Origin of the sequence: Rheinheimera sp., assembly GCF_030824435.1 — a bacterium.
In the GTDB taxonomy this organism is placed as follows: Bacteria; Pseudomonadota; Gammaproteobacteria; order Enterobacterales; family Alteromonadaceae; genus Pararheinheimera.
Genome location: NZ_JAVBXS010000021.1, coordinates 66,544 through 84,873 on the forward strand (window position 1 = coordinate 66,544; position 18,330 = coordinate 84,873).

At 48.3% G+C, this 18,330-nt stretch carries 15 protein-coding genes; 8 read left to right on the forward strand and 7 right to left on the reverse strand.

The window, feature by feature from the left end; all coding sequences use genetic code 11:
* Nucleotides 1-11 precede the first annotated feature (11 nt).
* The 4 genes from RCH83_RS05060 to RCH83_RS05075 all read left to right on the forward strand — a co-directional run bounded on the left by RCH83_RS05060 (nucleotide 12) and on the right by RCH83_RS05075 (nucleotide 3,077).
* Nucleotides 12-542 carry an SPOR domain-containing protein gene (locus tag RCH83_RS05060; RefSeq protein ID WP_306519678.1) on the forward strand — a complete coding sequence of 177 codons (531 nt, stop codon included), beginning with the start codon at nucleotides 12-14 and terminating at the stop codon, nucleotides 540-542.
* Nucleotides 543-719: 177 nt separating this feature from the next.
* A complete protein-coding gene (gene hslV, locus RCH83_RS05065; RefSeq protein WP_260655929.1) occupies nucleotides 720-1,238 on the forward strand; it encodes an ATP-dependent protease subunit HslV in 519 nt (172 codons plus the stop codon).
* A gap of 11 nt (nucleotides 1,239-1,249) precedes the next feature.
* The gene (hslU, locus tag RCH83_RS05070; RefSeq protein WP_306519681.1) at nucleotides 1,250-2,581 is read left to right on the forward strand and encodes an HslU--HslV peptidase ATPase subunit; all 1,332 of its coding nucleotides are present in this window, start codon (nucleotides 1,250-1,252) and stop codon (nucleotides 2,579-2,581) included.
* A gap of 127 nt (nucleotides 2,582-2,708) precedes the next feature.
* Entirely contained in the window at nucleotides 2,709-3,077 is a 369-nt protein-coding gene (locus tag RCH83_RS05075; RefSeq protein ID WP_306519683.1) for a gamma-butyrobetaine hydroxylase-like domain-containing protein, read from the forward strand.
* A gap of 98 nt (nucleotides 3,078-3,175) precedes the next feature.
* On the opposite strand, the gene RCH83_RS05080 is transcribed toward RCH83_RS05075, so the two are convergent.
* The 4 genes from RCH83_RS05080 to RCH83_RS05095 all read right to left on the reverse strand — a co-directional run bounded on the left by RCH83_RS05080 (nucleotide 3,176) and on the right by RCH83_RS05095 (nucleotide 9,060).
* Entirely contained in the window at nucleotides 3,176-4,387 is a 1,212-nt protein-coding gene (locus RCH83_RS05080; RefSeq protein ID WP_306519685.1) for an HPP family protein, read from the reverse strand.
* Between the two features lie 114 nt (nucleotides 4,388-4,501).
* Complete coding sequence (locus tag RCH83_RS05085; RefSeq protein ID WP_306519687.1) at nucleotides 4,502-6,364, reverse strand: methyl-accepting chemotaxis protein; 1,863 nt, start codon at nucleotides 6,362-6,364, stop codon at nucleotides 4,502-4,504.
* Nucleotides 6,365-6,457: 93 nt separating this feature from the next.
* Nucleotides 6,458-6,985 (reverse strand): phosphatase PAP2 family protein, encoded by a 528-nt coding sequence (locus RCH83_RS05090; RefSeq protein ID WP_306519689.1) that lies wholly within the window; start codon nucleotides 6,983-6,985, stop codon nucleotides 6,458-6,460.
* A 68-nt stretch (nucleotides 6,986-7,053) separates the two neighbouring features.
* Nucleotides 7,054-9,060, reverse strand: a complete 2,007-nt coding sequence (locus RCH83_RS05095; RefSeq protein ID WP_306519691.1) for a bifunctional diguanylate cyclase/phosphodiesterase — start codon at nucleotides 9,058-9,060, stop codon at nucleotides 7,054-7,056.
* Between the two features lie 174 nt (nucleotides 9,061-9,234).
* Between RCH83_RS05095 and rraA the strand changes: the two genes are divergently transcribed.
* Both rraA and RCH83_RS05105 read left to right on the forward strand, forming a co-directional pair.
* On the forward strand, nucleotides 9,235-9,720 hold the full coding sequence (gene rraA, locus RCH83_RS05100; RefSeq protein ID WP_306519693.1) for a ribonuclease E activity regulator RraA: 486 nt from the start codon (nucleotides 9,235-9,237) through the stop codon (nucleotides 9,718-9,720).
* A 27-nt stretch (nucleotides 9,721-9,747) separates the two neighbouring features.
* Complete coding sequence (locus RCH83_RS05105) at nucleotides 9,748-10,800, forward strand: formimidoylglutamase (RefSeq protein ID WP_306519695.1); 1,053 nt, start codon at nucleotides 9,748-9,750, stop codon at nucleotides 10,798-10,800.
* Between the two features lie 127 nt (nucleotides 10,801-10,927).
* Here RCH83_RS05105 and RCH83_RS05110 read toward each other — a convergent pair whose 3' ends face one another.
* Entirely contained in the window at nucleotides 10,928-12,454 is a 1,527-nt protein-coding gene (locus RCH83_RS05110) for a bifunctional diguanylate cyclase/phosphodiesterase (protein WP_306519697.1), read from the reverse strand.
* 66 nt (nucleotides 12,455-12,520) lie between these two features.
* The gene (gene hutI, locus RCH83_RS05115; RefSeq protein ID WP_306519699.1) at nucleotides 12,521-13,759 is read right to left on the reverse strand and encodes an imidazolonepropionase; all 1,239 of its coding nucleotides are present in this window, start codon (nucleotides 13,757-13,759) and stop codon (nucleotides 12,521-12,523) included.
* Nucleotides 13,760-13,978: 219 nt separating this feature from the next.
* Here hutI and hutC point away from each other — a divergent pair, with 219 nt between their 5' ends.
* Nucleotides 13,979-14,716 (forward strand): histidine utilization repressor, encoded by a 738-nt coding sequence (gene hutC / locus RCH83_RS05120; protein WP_306519701.1) that lies wholly within the window; start codon nucleotides 13,979-13,981, stop codon nucleotides 14,714-14,716.
* Nucleotides 14,717-15,154: 438 nt separating this feature from the next.
* The gene (locus RCH83_RS05125) at nucleotides 15,155-17,179 is read left to right on the forward strand and encodes a methyl-accepting chemotaxis protein (protein ID WP_306519703.1); all 2,025 of its coding nucleotides are present in this window, start codon (nucleotides 15,155-15,157) and stop codon (nucleotides 17,177-17,179) included.
* Nucleotides 17,180-17,687: 508 nt separating this feature from the next.
* On the opposite strand, the gene RCH83_RS05130 is transcribed toward RCH83_RS05125, so the two are convergent.
* Nucleotides 17,688-18,281 carry a hypothetical protein gene (locus RCH83_RS05130; RefSeq protein ID WP_306519705.1) on the reverse strand — a complete coding sequence of 198 codons (594 nt, stop codon included), beginning with the start codon at nucleotides 18,279-18,281 and terminating at the stop codon, nucleotides 17,688-17,690.
* Nucleotides 18,282-18,330 lie beyond the last annotated feature (49 nt).

Below are 18,330 nucleotides of genomic sequence, written 5' to 3' on the forward strand. Positions count from 1 at the left end.
AGTTTCCTGTTATGCCCCAGCAAGATTATGTCAAAGCCGCAAGGCCAGCCCCAAGAACACGGAAAAAAGCCAATGCGCCTAAACCGTTGCCCAAATTATTGATTGCAGCTGTGTTGCTGTTGTTAATCGTTTTTGGTTATTTCCTCTGGCACATTTCACACCGCCCTGGTGCAGAGCAACTGGCGGCAGAAACTGCTGCCGCTCTGCCGGCCAAAACCGAAGTGCTGGATGAACTGCCACAAAAACCGTCAAAAGAACCTTATACCTACATTGAAGAGCTGCAAACCAAAGAGGTTCAGGTAAAGGCAGACGAGCTGGAATCAAAAAAACCGGCCACTATGTATTGTGGCGCTTTTAAAACTCTGGACGCTGCGCAGCAAACCAAAGCCAAAATTGCTTTTGCCGGTTTAACCGCTTCTATTAAAGAATCGTCCGGCAAGTTCAGAGTTGTGATAGGTCCTTATGCCAGCCGCCGTCAGGCCCAAAACGACAAAAACCTGTTAAAACGGCAAAAAATCGCCGATTGTTGGATCCCACTTTGATACATAGCCGGAGTGCAGCGCTGCAGCACTCCGGCTAGCTTCAGCCCTGCCGCTCCCTCGTCAGTATTACCCCCACAGCTATTGCACAGCTGCAGCTTGAAAAAACAGACAAATGCCCTTATTTCCTGAAACAGTGCCCGCTTTCAGGCTGAATACAGCCGTTTAAGAAGAGATATTATGACCACAATAGTTTCTGTACGCCGTAACGGTCAGGTTGCCTTAGGTGGTGACGGCCAGGTTACCTTGGGTAATACAGTCATGAAAGGCAACGCCCGCAAAGTGCGGCGTTTGTACCATGGCAAAGTGCTGGCTGGTTTTGCTGGTGGCACTGCTGACGCTTTTACCTTATTTGAACGTTTTGAAGCCAAATTGGAAATGCATCAGGGCCATTTGATGCGCGCCGCTGTTGAACTGGCCAAAGACTGGCGCACCGACCGCATGCTTCGAAAACTCGAAGCTTTATTGGCGGTAGCCGATGCCAACTGCTCTTTGATCATTACCGGTAACGGTGATGTGATCCAGCCGGAGCAAGACTTAATAGCTATTGGCAGTGGTGGCCCTTTTGCCCAGGCCGCCGCCAAAGCGCTGCTGGACAATACTGAACTCAGCCCACGCGACATCGTCGAAAAAAGCCTGACTATTGCTGGTGATATCTGCATTTACACCAACCAGCATCACACTATTGAAGATTTGTAAGAAGGTCCGTTATGTCTGAAATGACCCCAAGAGAAATTGTACATGAGCTGGACCGTCATATTATTGGTCAGCAGGACGCCAAAAGAGCAGTGGCTATTGCGCTGCGTAACCGCTGGCGCCGTATGCAACTGGACCCGGCGCTGCGCCAGGAAGTCACGCCAAAAAATATTCTGATGATAGGCCCGACCGGCGTTGGTAAAACTGAAATTGCCAGACGCCTCGCCAAACTTGCCAACGCACCATTTATTAAAGTGGAAGCCACTAAATTTACTGAAGTGGGTTATGTCGGCAAAGAAGTGGAAAGTATTATCCGCGATCTCACCGACAGCGCCGTAAAAATGGTGCGTGAGCAGGAAGTTGCCAAAAACCGTTTCCGCGCTGAAGAAGCCGCTGAAGAACGTATTCTGGATGTGTTATTGCCCCGCGCCCGCAACAATTGGGGTGAAGTGGAAGCGTCCGACAGCGATGCCAACACCAGGCAGATTTTCCGCAAAAAACTGCGCGAAGGTCAGCTCGATGACAAAGAAATTGAGCTGGATTTAGCGATGCCTGCCATGGGTGTGGAAATTATGGCGCCACCAGGCATGGAAGAAATGACCCAGCAACTGCAAAGTATGTTTCAGAATATGGGTTCGGATAAAACCAAAAAACGTAAACTGAAAATTAAAGACGCTTTTAAGCAGCTGATTGAAGAAGAAGCCGGCAAGCTGGTGAATCCGGAAGAACTCAAAGCCAAAGCTTTGGAAGCTGTAGAACAAAATGGCATTGTTTTTATTGATGAAATTGACAAAATTTGCAAACGTGGCGAAACATCAGGCCCGGACGTTTCCCGTGAAGGTGTACAACGGGATTTGCTGCCATTAATCGAAGGCTGCACCGTCAATACCAAACACGGTATGGTGAAAACCGACCATATTCTGTTTATTGCCTCTGGTGCATTTCAGATGGCCAAACCATCAGATTTAGTGCCTGAATTACAAGGCCGTTTACCGATAAGGGTTGAGCTGCAACCGCTGTCAGCCAATGACTTTGAGCGTATTCTGACCGAGCCTAAAGCCTCGTTAACAGAACAAACCATTGCCATGCTGGCCACCGAAGGTGTTGCGCTGAGTTTTAGCAAAGAAGGTATAGAACGTATTGCTAAAGCCGCATGGCAAGTGAATGAAACCACAGAAAATATTGGCGCCCGCCGTTTATACACTGTGATGGAAAGATTGCTGGAAGAAGTGTCGTTTGAAGCATCCGACCATGCCGGACAAAAACTGCTGGTTGATGGCGCTTATGTTGACAGTCATCTGGACGCTTTAGTGCAGGATGAAGACTTAAGCCGGTTTATTTTGTAACCTCCCAACTACAGTGCCGGAACTGGGTTCAGCACAACAGTGGCTTAGTCTCCGATTTGCACAACAGACAGCACAACACCCATAACAAGCCCGGCCATCACGGGCTTGTGTTTTTAAGGACAATAGCATGCATCAGGTGACTAAATTACATTACCACCAACAAGCAAAAATGCTGGATGTGCATTTTGATGATGGACTTTGTGCCGTCTTCAGCGCTGAATTTTTGCGGGTTTTGTCGCCTTCAGCCGAAGTGCGCGGCCATGGCAAACTCAGGCTGGTTAGTCATAAAAAGCAGGTCGCTATCAGCCAGATTTTGCCTGTGGGTTTATACGCCGCCAAAATAGTGTTTGATGATGGCCACAACAGCGGCATTTACAGCTGGCCCTATTTGCGCGACTTACATCAAAACCACGAAGTTTTATGGCAGGATTATTTAACCCGCCTGGCTGCTGCCAATAGTAACCGGGAAGCCAGTTTAAACTTTAAGCAACTCTGAGCTGGTGTCGACAAAGCAAACACACTTTTGGGCAGCAGCTTAGGTGGATTGCTGTTGCTCATGCCATGTCTGCGCTTTTGTTGCAACGCACTTTTGCATCAGCGCACTGTTGCAGCAGCACCTTGTTGTAGCTGCAACTGATACAAAGCCGCTATTAAATCGGACTGGCTGATCATGCCGGTTAACTGTTGTTGTGAGTTGATCACCGGAATATGGTGCAAGCCCAAATCAGCTAACAAAGGCACTAACGCAACTATATGCTGCTGTTCACTGGTAGTGACAACTTGCTGACGCATCAGCTCGGCTACAGGGCGCTGCAAGCGTTTTTTATCTTTGAGTTGGAACACAAAGGTGCTGAAATATTTGCTAAAAGTCCGGTAGTCGCTTTTTGGTATCTCCTGCAGAAAATCCACCAGCGAAATAACACCCAACAATTTTTTGTTAGCATCCACCACAGGCAACAGCTGAATTTTATGCTGTTGTAACAAGTTCCAGGCTTCAACAAGAGTGCTATTGGGCGACACCACTATTAAATCCCGCGACATAATGTCACCACATAACAACGCCGGGTGTTGTCTGGCAAAAGCACGTTGTTGCGCTTGTTGATACAACAACTCTAAATCCTGCTCACCGATATCCAGCACAGTGTCTGCGCTGTTCAATGCCGACATTAAATCTTCGGCTTGTACACCAAGCCGTTTTAATGGCGGCGCGTCATGATGCCGATGTACAGGGTCAAAGGCCTGAGTGGGTGCAGGTAAAATGGGTCTTTTCAGTACCCACTTATTCAAAAGCAAAGCAACACAGAGCATCACCAACATATTCAAACCGACCGGATACCAGAGAAAATCCAGCGGCAACAGTCCCTGAGGCGAAGCAATCACCGGCACCAGTGCAGTGGCACCACCAGGCGGATGCATACATTCAAACAGGTACATAGAAAACAGCACCAGCGCTATGGTCACTGCAGCCATCAGTGCCAGATCGGTAAAAAGATGGGAACAGGCAAGACCAATACAAGCAGGAATAAAGTGCCCTGCCAGAAAAGACCAGGGTTTGGCCAGCGGGCTATTGGGCAGCGCAAATAACAACACCGACGAAGCGCCCATAGATGCAAGTAAGATCACAGCGGCACCCGGCGAACTTAATTGCTGGCTGATCAGCGTCACCAGATAAAGTGCAACGGCCGCGCAGCAGGCAACACTCAAGCGTTGTGATAAAGGTAAAGCGGAAAGACGCTGGCTGTCGGCCTTTGTTAAGCCTAATCTCGCCAGTAACAGAGTCCATTTGGAAAAAAAAGCAGGAGGCACGCGCTTCACCTTGGATCACAATAGGGCGCTTATGCTAACGCCAGTGCCCGGAATTTACAGCAAAAAAAACCGCAGCCAGGCTGCGGTTTATCTCAATGCATGACAAAACTGTCGTTAAGCGCGGAATTTGTCCACTGTCTGATGCAAGCGGGCGGCTTGCTCGGCCACTTCTTCGCTGATTTGGGCGTTGTGTTTGGCAATAACCAAAGAGTCCTGTGAAATATCCCTGATACGCACCACATTTTTATTCACTTCGGACGCCACATGGCTTTGCTCTTCAATGGCCGTGGCTATCTGGGTAGTCATGTCCATAATGGTGCTGACGTCATGGGTAATGGTGGCAAGTAACTGACTGGCCATCCCCGCCTGCTGCACACTGGAACTGCCCTGCTCGCGGCAACTTTGCATGGTTTGCACTATGGTTTTGGTGCGGCCCTGTAAACCGGCAATAATTTGTTCAATCTGCCGGGTGGATTCAGCGGTGCGCTGCGCCAGGCTACGCACTTCATCGGCCACTACAGCAAAACCCCGGCCTTGTTCACCTGCCCGTGCCGCTTCAATAGCAGCATTCAGCGCCAGCAAATTGGTTTGTTCGGCAATACCACGAATAACATCCAACACTGAGCCGATAGTGGTACTGTCTTTTTCCAGCTCAGCCATCACTACAGCAGCTTGTTGTAACTCATTGGATAAACTGGTGATACGCGCCACTGTCTGCTCCACTTCTTTCATGCCTTCGTTGGCATTTTTGTTGGTGATTTCAGCTTTATTGGCAGTGTTTTCGGTGTTACCGGCAATTTCGTCAATGGTAGCGCCCATTTCAGTCACAGCTGTTGCCACCATGTCACTTTCCATCTGCTGCTGACTCATGCCCCGGCTGGTATCTGAGGTAGATTTGGCAAGCTCTGCAGTGGCTTTATCCAACATTTCCAGCGCCTGATTGACACTGCGAACCAAGTCCTGAATATCTGACAACATCTGGTTAAAATCTTTGGCAAGCAGGGTCATTTCATCATTGCCACTGACCTCGACCCGCTGACGAAAATCATTGTCAGCACGGATAATTCCTATGGTGCGGCACACATTGGCAATAGGTCGCAAAATACTGCGGCTGGTCATCAGCACCAACGTCATCACCAAAATCAGCACCAGCACAAATAAACTGAATGCTAGCCCTTGTGTGGTGGCAACAGCGGCATCTACTGCTTCTTCCGCATCAGAGGCCATTTTTTTCAGACTTTCTTCCGTTTGGTGAATAGCTGCACGCATCGTGGCCATCACCCCCTGCTCCTGGGTTAAACCTATCGCCTGCTGCCCTTCCACCAGTGCATGAAAGGCCTGTTGATACAAAGCTGCGGCCTCCAGCAAATCAGCCGTTGCACCAGCCCCGGTTAACAAAGCTTGAAAACGGCTGAACTCAGTGTCAAAAGCTGTTTGATATTTCAGATCCAGCCGCAACATGAAGTCTTTTTCGGCCCGGCGCAGCTGCAACAAACTCACCAGTAAAGTGTCGTTATTCACTTGTTTAAATTGCTGCTCCAGCTGATGGGCTGCACTACGGAGTTTGCCGTATAAACCACTTTGATGATCAAGCCCAACCTGCTCTGACAATTGCACTACCTTGGCAAACTGCTGCTGATAACTGTCAGTCTGACGGTCGAACTCCTCCAGCGCAGCAGTATCAATACCAGCCTGCTGTAAACCTTGCTTCAGGTGTTCACTATGTTGTTCCAACTCGCTGTGCGACTTTTGGTATTTGTCGCGATAGGATAAATCTTTGCGCATCAGAAAGTCTTTTTCGTGACGGCGTAAAGTTAATACATCGGTTTTTAAGGTGTCGATATCCAGTCTTAATTCCGCCAACTCTCCTTGTTGTGCACTCTGATAAATCAGCAGGGCCAACATCACTAACATGGCCAAACCAACCGCCAGACCATTAAGTAACAGGCGTTGTTTGATGGAGAAATTGCGCAGCATATCAAGATTTCCTGAGGATGAAATGAAGCCATAAGTATAAGAAATAAAAGCTAATATTGCTGCAGAAAACCCAAAAAACTGTAAATGTATACACTATGGAAACAAAATTGCCTGCGCCAGCAAAACTGCAGTCAGCCCAAGTGCAGCACCAGCGCAAACATCACCGGGAAAATGTACCCCCAGCAAAATACGACTCAAGCCAACGGCAAGCGCCCAGGGAAAAACCACAATCAGCCAGAAAGGTGCAAGCATGGCCACCACACCCAGCAGCACAAAAGCCCCGGCAGTATGGCCTGAGGGTAAACTAAAACGGTCAGAAGGTAAGATATGCGCCTGAAATTTGCCTTGCCAGAACTCGACAGGGCGCTGACGCCGGAACAGGTTTTTTAACAGCAGATAAGCAGGCAGTTCTATGGCATAAGCCAGCGCCAGTAAAAACACAAAATCCAGCACTGCAGCGCTATGCGCCAACCACAACACCAGCGCAAGAGCTGCATAACAAGGGCCGTCTGCAGTTCTGGAACAAGCGCGGCACAAAGGTGCCAATGCACTGCTGCCAAAACGCTGAAACAACAAAGTGAAAAAATACTGATCAAAAGCGGCAAGCCGGGCAAGTTTCATCAGGCAATCCAATCTGCTTCAGACTGGATTTAGCCTAAAAGCCCAATGTGACAAACAGATGAAACAACTTAACAGAACGATTTGCGGCTTAACAACGCCAGCGCTTCGGCTTCCGGCAAAGGTTTAGCAATCAGGTAACCCTGCACAGCGTCGCAGGCCATATGGCGCAACAAACCAAGCTGATTCTCATCTTCCACACCTTCGGCCAGAATACGTTTGCCAAGCCCATGCGCCAGCGTAATCATGGTTTTGACTATCATCATGTCAGAGTCGCTGCCCGCCATATCTGTGATAAAACTACGGTCGATTTTAATTTTATCTATCGGCATTTTGCGCAGATAACCGAGCGACGAATAACCGGTACCAAAGTCGTCAATCGACACTCTGATGCCCATTTGCTGCAGCTCTGTCACATAGTTACTGCCTTTTTCCATATCGCCCATCGCAGTGTCTTCGGTAATTTCCAGCTCCAGCATCGAAGAAGGCACCTGATAACGTTCCAGCAGCTGCTGAATTTTCAGTTTTAAACCTTCCTGCTCAAAGTGAATAGGCGACATATTGACAGCAACAGGCAACATAATACGTTGTTGTTTCCAACGCCCTAAAGTCGCCACCGCCTGCTCCAGCAAGGCCAAATCAAGCCGCTGACTTAACCCCAGCTGCGCAGCAGCAGGTAAAAACTGCGCTGGCATTAACAAACCCCGTAATGGATGTTGCCAACGCACCAAAGCTTCAAAAGCGTCAATCCGCTGCTCTCTTAAATTCCATTGTGGCTGGAAATACAACACAAACTGTTGCTGCTCTATGGCCAATAACAACTCTTTTTCCAGCAATAACAAGCGGGCTGATTCTTCTTCCATCCCGCTGTGGTATTGCACCCAACGTTGTTGTTGTCTTTTGGCCTGGTGAAAAGCGATATTGGCTTTTTGCAACAGGGTTTCGGCATTGGTGGCATGTTCCGGATAAACCGCCAGTCCCATACTGGCCGTCAGTTTCAGCTGCACATTCTCAAAAGAAAATGGTTTTTCTATTTGTTGTTCAATATGTTGTAACGCAAATTGCCGCTGCTTTTCGTTATGGGCTTCGCTTAACACCAGAGCAAAAATGTCACCGCCTGTGCGGGCAATAAAACGCGGTTTTAAAATGCTGGCTTCAAAACGGCGGTTCACTTCCCTAAGGATGCGATCCCCTTGTTTTAAACCTACAGATTCGTTGATGGTTTTAAAGCGATCCAGCCCCACCATCACCAGTAACAATGGCTCCTGCTGTTGTTGCATCAGCAGATTCAGCTCCTGTAACAAAGCATCCCGGTTTAAAGCGCCGGTCAGATGATCATGACTGTCCAGATAACGGGTTTTAGCCGTCAGCTGCAAATTGGCGGTACGTTCGTCTTCCTGCAGCCAGATAATCAGACCCAAACCCAAAATTGTCTGGCAAAACAGCTCCAGATGTTTGCTGACCAGAATGACTCTGTTCAGGGTGTCGCCGGTACCAAACCACACCGACAACAAGGCCACCACCACCAGCTGAAAACCCCATAACAGAATGCTGCTGGCGACAAGCTTGGTCACAAAGATATTTTTTTGCAGTGAAAACAACCAGATACCAGCAACAAATAATGCAGAACCAATAAACAGCAGTCGTAAATTCACCTGCAGATAATGTTTCCATGGGCTGATTTCACTGTCAAAAGCAAACAGTAACACCGAAAATAACGCTATTAAACCAACCAGCCATAACAGCTGATTGACGGTTCGGGAGGCAATACGCTCTGAGGTGACAGCTTCACGCACCCCAACCAGCACCCAGATGGCAAAGGCATAACAGCTGAAGATATAAATAAATTCAAAGAGTTGTCGCAGATAATCGTGACTGACAAGATCGGTGGCAAAATAGCTGTAGCAACTGAGGCTAATGACATAAAGCGCCAGCACAAAAAAAGCCACTGACCAGGATTTCAGATAGTGTCTTTGGTAAATACGGTAAAAATGCCAGAGCACAAGACTCAGCACCAGCGCCAATCCTGCCTGAATCAAAAACAACGATAATCTGGCCAGAATCAGATCAGTGCTCAACGAACTTTACCTAATTTGTTTTAGCTCAAAGCTAAAAACTACCACAGCAACCGGAGATTTGCACTGTAGCGTACAGATAAATTGCAGTCGCAGGCAGCTGAGAACAGGCTTGAGCTTCGCAGGGATAAGTTTATACTGTGCTCTGGATCAATGACTTATCAGGCGGACCAACCAATGCAATACAATACTTCCGAATTATGCGACTTGTATGCTGACATGATTGATGTGGTGGAACCGCTGTTTGCAAATTATGGCGGACGCCGCTCTTTCGGGGGCATGATCCAGACCATTAAGTGTTTTGAAGACAATGGTCTGATCCGGCAAGTGCTTTCCGAACCAGGTGTTGGCAAAGTGCTGCTGGTTGATGGTGGTGGTTCAGCCCGCCGGGCCCTGTTAGACGCCGAACTGGCTGTGATGGCCGCCGAAAACGGCTGGGAAGGTATTGTGCTGTACGGCAGTGTGCGTGATGTCGACACGCTGGAAGATTTTGATATTGGCATTCAGGCGGTTAATGCCATTCCGGTTGGTGCTGATGATCAGGGTTTTGGTGAAGTGGACGTACCGGTTAATTTTGCCGGCGTGACTTTCCTGCCTGGTGATCATCTGTACGCCGACAGCACTGGCATTATCCTGTCTGCAGAAGCCCTTGATATTGAATAACTTTTTTAAATAGCTACCGAGAGTTCGATGAAAGAACTGTTAATTCGCTACAAGGCCGCCAATTTGGCGGCCTTTCAGCAACAGCGTGCCGGTGAAACCCGTCTGGGTGAAACTCTGATGTTCCCCGATGCCACTTTACCCTTAGCCGACACTCTGCGTTTGGCCAAAGCGGCCGGTGTTTTGTATGTGCTGCTTGGCATTGCCGAAGATATAGGCCCACGCGCCAATTTTGGTAATGGTGGTGCAGACTTAGGTTTTCAGGCGTTTTTAAAACGATTTATCAATCTGCAGGCCAATGATTATCTTGATGGCCGGCAAATTCTGCTGCTGGGTGAAATTAACCTGCAGGATCTGCAACAACAAAGTGCTGCACTGCAAAGCCATGATGCCAACGACCTGACGAAGCTTCGGCAGTTATGTGCCGAAGTGGACGAAAGAGCAACACCTGTGCTGCAAGCCATTTTTGACGCTGGTTTAACCCCACTGGTGATAGGCGGCGGTCATAACAATGCGTTGCCACTGCTGAAAGCTTTGGCGCAAAGTAGTGGCGGCAAAGTGAATGCGGTAAACCTTGATCCCCATTGTGATTTTCGTTTGCTCGAAGGCAGACACAGCGGTAACGGTTTTAGTTACGCCAGTGCCCAGGGTTATTTAAACCATTATTTTGTGTTGGGTTTACATGAACTGAAAAACTCAAAAGCAGCTTTTGAACAACTGCAACAAGCAGGTGCCGGCTATTGCAGTTATCAGGAGATTTACCTGCATCAGAACTTTAATTTTAACCAGGCTATTGCCAAAGCCGTCAGTTTTGTCACAGCCAGCGCAGCTCCGCTGGGTATTGAACTGGACACTGACAGTATCAGCATGATGCCGGTCAGTGCTTTTACCAATTGTGGTGTTTCAGTGCGCGAGGCCGAACTTTATGTCTATCAGCTGGCTAAGCTGCCACAAAGCCGCTATTTGCACCTGGCAGAAGCAGCACCGGCACAACATCCGGCCGGTCTTGCCGCCGGCATGTCAGAAGCAGGTCAGGTACTGACAGCTTTAGTGCTGGCTTTTATTCAGGCCAGACAGAGCTGAAGCTGCAGGGGTTTAAATAACCTTGTCAACAAAGGCAGCTGCTCCATCCATCAACTACAGCTGCTGGCATAACCCCAATAAAAAAGCGCCGAACATCAGCGCTTTTTTATTAAAAACGATAATCAACTTATTGGTTACGTTGATGAAACCACTGTTTTAACCAGGAAGGCAAACCATGCAGCGCAAAAGGCCTTGAATATAAAAATCCCTGACCCCGCTGACAACCCATTTTTATCAGACGATCGGCCACTGCCTGCTCTTCAATCCCTTCGGCCACCACTGTCAGTTGCAGGTTTTTGGCAACATCCAGAATTGCTCCTGTCACAGCAGCCTGAGTGTCAGAACGGTGCAAACCGGCAATAAAGGAACAGTCCACCTTTACCTGTTGCACCGGCAACTGACGGATGTAACCTAAAGACGACAAGCCAGTGCCAAAATCATCCAGCGCCAAAGCCACCCCCAGCTGGCGTAAACGCTGCAGCACCAACAAGGTTTTTTCCGGGTCTGCGAGCAGGGCCTGCTCTTTAATTTCCAGGATCAGACTTTCAGCAGGCACATCTGCTTCTTCCAGCAGTTGTTGCAATTGTTCCACCAGCTCCATCTGCATTAAATCACTGCTGGCCAGATTCACAGCCAGAGCAATATCAAAACCCTGCTGGCGTAACTGCTGCAAAGTCTGTACAGACTGACGTAACACCCATTGGGTTAACGGATAAATCATGCCCATTTCTTCGGCCATCGGCAGGAAATCTTTGGGCAACAACAAACCCCGGCTTGGATGTTGCCAGCGCAACAACACTTCAGCGGCGACCACCTGAGAGGTATGTAAATCCAGTTGTGGCTGCACATCAAGTTGCAATTGCTGCTGCACTATGGCATCACTTAACTGCGACATCATAATCAATTTGTCATCGGTGTAACTTTGCATTTCAGGGCTAAACACCTGAGTTTCGCTAAAGCGGTACAAATGAAACTGCAGCGCCTGATAAGCTTTGTCCATCAGTTCATTCACTAAAGTACCGTGCTGCGGGTAATGCGTCACCCCACTGGCAATACGGTATTCAATGGCACAACCGTGGATCAATAAAGGTTCAGGCACATTGTGTTCAATACGCTGCGCCAGATATTCCGCCTGATGTTGTTTGCGCCCGGCATGCACCCAGGCTGCAAAATCAACACCTCCCAGATGTGCCACTGAAGCATGTTGGCTTTGCCATTCCAGTTTTAGTACATCAGGTTCATTCACCAGTTGCTGGTTAATCCGGGCGGCAATTTGTGTCAGCAGCAAGTTGGCGTTGCTTCGCCCCAATGCTTTATTGATCTGTTCAAAATCTTTGATTTTTAATAACAATAACGAATAATGCTGGGCAGGATCCCGTTGCAGCAACAGACTGATTTGTTGCTCAAAAGCCAGTTTGTTGGGATAACCTGTGATTTCGTCATGCAACATGCGGAATGGGTCCGGCAGTTGCTGCGCGCTTTTAACATAGGCTTGCAGACTACGGTTTTCGCGTTGGCTTCTGAGTAATAAAGCCAATAACCCTAACGAAACCAGCAGCAACAGCGGTAATAACCAGTCAGCCTGAGCCGTTAAACCAGACATAGCCCAGACTGGTGTGGCAAAAAATGCAGTGGGCACCCAGACAAATTTCAAAATTTACTTCTCATCAGACCCAGATGGTTTCAGCTTACTCTTTTTGCTTATTTTGTAAAGCCGCGCTCAGCGCGGCAAGGATATCAATTTACCATTAATAATCAGTTGCTTAAGCTGAGAAACCCCAAACTGGTAACAAAGCTCAGCTGGCTGACTGATAGCATAAAGGGCAAAATCAGCTTTTTTCCCGGCAGCAAGTACACCTCTGTCAGTTTTACCCAGTGCTTTGGCAGCGTTGATAGTGACACCTTTTAGCGCTTCTTCCGGTGTTAACTTAAACAAAGTACAGGCCATATTTAACATCAGTGGCAGGTTACACAATGGCGAAGTGCCGGGGTTTAAATCGGTGGAAATGGCCATCGGCACCTGATGTTGACGCAACAAATCAATGGGCGGCATTTTGGTTTCACGCAAAAAATAATAAGCACCAGGCAACAACACGGCGACAGTGCCAGCTGCCGCCATGGCTTTCACATCGTCTTCAGTTAAATATTCAATATGGTCGGCCGACAAACCGGCAAATTCAGCTACCAAAGATGCACCGCCTAAGGCTGACAACTGCTCAGCGTGCGCTTTCACCGGCAAACCAAGCGCCTTAGCTTTTTCAAATAACAACCGGCTTTGTGCCACAGAAAAACCAATGCCTTCACAAAATACATCCACTGCATCCACCAGCCCCTGCTGATGCAAAGCCGGCAGCATAGTTTCCGTCACCAGAGCCATATAACCGTCGCTGTTATTGGCATATTCAGCCGGCAGCGCATGGGCACCTAAAAAGGTTTTTTCGATATGAATAGGATGGTTTTCACCCAGCAGTCTGGCTACTTCCAGTATTTTTTGTTCAGTTTCTAAATTAAGGCCATAACCGGATTTCACCTCAACAGTAGTCACCCCCTGACGAAGCAGCGTGTTTAATCTGTCTTTGCCCAACACAAACAACTCTTCGTGCGAAGCGGCTCTGGTTGCGGCAACAGTCGATTTAATACCACCACCTGCTGCGGCTATTTCCTGATAACTGGCACCCTTTAAACGCATTTCAAATTCATTGGCACGGCTGCCGGCATACACCAGATGGGTGTGGCAATCAATCAAACCGGGCAACAGCCATTGACCCTGACCATCATACAAAGGGGTCGCCAGCAAATCACAAGGCGGCAGTTCAGCTTTTGGGCCACACCAGGCAATCAGACCATCTTTAATGGCCAAAGCCCCATCTGCAATAGCGCCATAAGGCTGACCATTGTTGGCCATAGTGGCAAGCTGAACATTGTGCCAGACGGCGTCAAACTGATGTGTGGCGGACATAAAAACTCCCGAGCTGAAAATGCAAAAACAACAAAACCCTGAATAGCTGCACAACACCACCATCTTTGACTGACCAGCATAGTTGCAGTTTTTTTGGCATGAAAAAGGGTTGGTACCACAAATAATTTAACCTGAACAGCTTGTATATACAACAAAGCTCCGCTATTTTTTGCGTCATCCAGACAGGCCATTTCAGCCACAACAATGCAGGCGCCCCTGATGCTAAAAACCACAGATAGCAGTACGCCCAAATTTGCTGCCATTAAAGAGTTTATTTTCAGCCAGATAGAATCTGGTAACTGGCCAGAACACAGCCGTGTGCCTTCTGAAAACGAGCTCTGTGCCCAGTTTAATGTCAGCCGAATGACAGCTCGCCGGGCTTTGCAGGAACTGACAGAACAAGGCGTGTTGTACCGCACCCAGGGGGTTGGCAGTTTTGTTGCCAGCGCCAAGTCTCAATCAGCGCTGCTGGAAATCCGTAATATCGCCGATGACATTCAGGCGCGTGGTCATTTTCATTCGGCCGAACTGGTGCAGCTGACTGAACTGCCCTGCCCGGCGGTGGTTGCCGGCGCTTTGGGTTTGGTACGCAATGAACCGGTGTTTTTTTCCCTGATAATCCATTACGACAACCAACAACCACTGCAGTTAGAAGCCCGTTTTGTCAATCCAAAACAAATTCCGGCTTATTTACAGCAGGATTTTGTGTTGCAAACCCCTCATGAATATTTAAGCGCAGTGGCGCCTTTAACTGAAGCTGACCATGTGGTTGAAGCCATTTTGCCAGACGAATTTACCTGTAAATATCTGAAAATTAATAAGACTGAACCTTGCCTGCGTTTAACACGCCGTACTTTCAGCCGCGATGGCGCCGTCAGTTTTGCTTATTTAACTTCTGCTGGCAGCAGGTACAGGCTGGGTGGTCATCTGAATATCAACCCCGGCAGTAAAAAATAAAAAACCTGCAACCGGGCTGTCATGACGTCAAAGGCCCTGCCGCCGGCCAAAACTGCAGACCTCAAGTGTTCTGCCGGCTAACAGCTGGATTGTCTGGTCATAACGATATACACAAAGCCAAACCCACAGCAAATACAGGAACCAAGCGCAAAACAGGTATCAGCGGGAAATAATAAAGCCCACGCCAAAGCCCACAGAATTCACATCGTATTTTTGCAAAGGTACAGAGCGAGCTATGCTTGTCACTGAAATGGCAAAATCAATATAACCAGACGCCAGAGCCAGCAATGATAACCAGACGCTGTTTGCAGTTTTTCTAAACAACTGGCTAGACCAGCGTCAGTAACTCTGTTAATTTCCGAGGCGGTTTTAGCCTGCTTTGGTTAACGCCATCCTAAAAACATAACTAGAAAAATCAGTATCAGGGTAGACAGACAAATGAAACTAACTGTTGCACACAAAGTGAGCATTGGCTTTGGCTTTATTGCCTTGTTGTTGTTGATCGCCAGTTTGTCATCACTCTGGAGTTTTGCTGTGGTGTCTGATGCCAGTAGCAGAGTGAATGAAATAGCGGTGCCGGCACAACAACAAAGTAACAATGCCCAAATTCAGTTGCTGAAACTCGCCAAACTGTCTGCTTTGGGTTTTACCGCTGAACAAGACGCAGAAATCAGTAAATATCAGGCCGAATTTGCCAAAGCCGAACAGCAATATCAAAACAATTTCAACGGCTTGCAAAAACTGCTACAACAAGATCCACAACTGAACAAACCTCTTCAGGATGCCGGCAAACACTACGATGATTATGTTGCAGCCGTCAAACTGATGTTCAGTGCCAGACTACAAAGCCTCAGCAGCGCAAAAACAGCGGCTGCAGAACTGACAACTTTAGTGCAGCTGATCGATGATGCCGGTGCCACTTTGCTGGACATTTCTTATCTGGAAGTTGCCGGCAAAAAACAACAGCTGGAACTGATTGCCGGAGCGGCCGGCCGGGTGGATGGTCAGTTGCTGACATTGATGCAAACCTTACGCGAAACCGGTGCGTACAGCGACATTAATCAACTAACAGAAAGCCAGCAGAATATTGAATTTGCCTTAAGTGATATGCAGGGCAACCTTGATTATATTAACAATCTGGTGCCTGAAGTTGGTGCACAGGAGCTTTGGGCTTCTTTTAACGAACAGCTCAGCAACTTTAAAAACCGCATTGCAGCCCAGGATAGTCTGGTTGCGCAAAAACAACAGCAACTCAAAGCGCTGGCGCAGGCCAGACAACAACTGGCCGCTTCTGAACTTGCGGTGACGCAGGCGGTAACAGCCCTTGATCAGGTACTGACAGGTGCAGGTCAACAATTTACCAGTCTGCAGGATGAAATGTCTGACACCCTGAGTTTTGGCACAGCCCGCACCTTCGTGCTGATGCTGGTGCTTATTGCGTTGGCCGGTGCTGCTGCTTATTTCACCATAAACGCTATGCTGCGGCCGCTGGGCAGTATTAACAAGGTGCTCGGCGAAGTGGCAGCAGGTGATTTAACCCGTCAGCTCAAAATTGAAAATGATGACGAATTTGGCGCTTTATCGGCCAAGGTCAACAGTCTGATCCTGGCGCTGCGCGAGCTTATTCATGGGATAACCGCCAACGCCAACGAACTGCAACAAAGTTCGGTGTTGTCGCGCACTGAAGTGAACGAAATTAATCAGGCACTTGACCAGCAGCAGCAACAAATTGCAGCTGTGAATAACACCACAATGCAGCTGGAAGACAATACCCATCAGATTGCCAGTCAGGCACAACAAGCAGTCAGCGAAATGCAACACGCCTTGACTCAAAGCCAACAGATAGATGCCATTTCAGCACAAAACAGCAGTTTGATTACCAGCCTTGCCAGCCAGTTAACCGAAACCGCCGATATGATGTTAAAGGTGAATGATCAATCCAACAACATTGGCAGCATACTGGCGACCATCAGGGGTATTGCGGAACAAACCAATTTATTGGCACTTAATGCTGCTATTGAAGCGGCCCGGGCCGGTGAACAAGGCCGGGGTTTTGCCGTAGTGGCGGACGAAGTACGATCTTTGGCGGTGCGCAGCCAGGGGGCAACAGATGAAATCCGTCAGATGATTCAGGCTCTGCAACAACAAAGTACAGCCGCAGTGCAGGCCATCAGCAGAGGTAAAAGTGATGCCGACACTTGTGTTGGCCACACCAGTGAACTGGTATTGTCGTTAACAAATATCAATCAGGCTATTGCTCAGATGCACGGTATCAGTGCAGCTATTGCCGATGCGACCGGCAATCAATTACAGCTTGGCAGCGCCATTGGCCAGAATATGAGCCGCATGGTAGAACTGGCGGAACAAAGCAGCGACAAAGCCAGCCGCACTCTGGCCCACAGTGACGCAGTGGCACAAAGTGCAGATGCACTGCAACAATCCATTCAAACCTTTAAGATCTGACAACAAAACGGCAACTGTTCAGTTGCCGTTTTTGCTTTTATCTTTTGTCTTTTTGCTCACACCACAGCTGTGTCATCTTGGCTTGACTTGACTTGACTTGACTTGACTTGACTTGACTTGACTTGACTTGACTTGGCTTGGCTTGGCTTGGCTTGGCTTGGCTTGGCTTGGCTTGGCTTGGCTTGGCTTGGCAGATTCAACAACACTGCTGCGACAACTGCAATGATATTTGCCAAAAAAGCGGCTGTTCATCTGACGCTTCAGATCTGCCACCCCCTTGAGGCTTTGTTGCCAGCAAAATAACAGAACCCGGACACACCTTGCATCAGCACCAGAAGAAGATGTCATCATTAGAATAAAAAGAAAAAGGCTGGACCAGGTCCAGCCAGGCAGGAAACATCTGCTTATCCAACCCTGGATTTATGTTGTTCCTTTCGCGAAAACGCCTGTGCATATTGCCAAAATAGAGACAAGAAAAACCTGACGAAAACTTGATATTGTCGCCTCGTCAACAAATTGCGGCGATGAAGTTGTCACTACCCAGTTGTCGCGCCAAAGTCACAAAATCGGTTTGTACTATCTGAGCTTCACGGGCAAAAATTCTGGCTTGGGCTGACATCGGCTGCACCGCTATCACTAAAGCGCTGTCGCACTGATGCACCAGCATCAGCTGAAAAAGCTGGCACATCTGCTCAAGCCCGGGGGGCTCTATAATTTCCGGAAACAATTGCAGCAATACCCTGCTGTTACCATCGGCATAGAGATAAAAATCCGTTTTACCACTTAAAGGCTGTAACAAGGCGCCATATCGCTGAAAAAACTGCTGCTGTTGTGCTTCAAACTGCTGCTGCCGCTGTGAATCAGACTGATAATGTCGTTTCTTAAGCAGATTAAGCACTGAAGGTGTAGCAACAAACAACAATAAATTCAGCAACATCGCAACTAAGACCGCACCGAGAAACAACCACCAAACCCAGTCGGCACGCCACAGGCTGTTTAACCAGGCCCAGCGCAACTGCTCCTCGATCAATAAATAAGCTGAGCCGGTAAAAATGCCCAGCAAAACAACAAGCGCCAAGCCTAGCATCCATTGATTCGACATAACACTACCTTGTTCAGAACAGGCAGGCAGTATGCTTCGTCGTGAATAT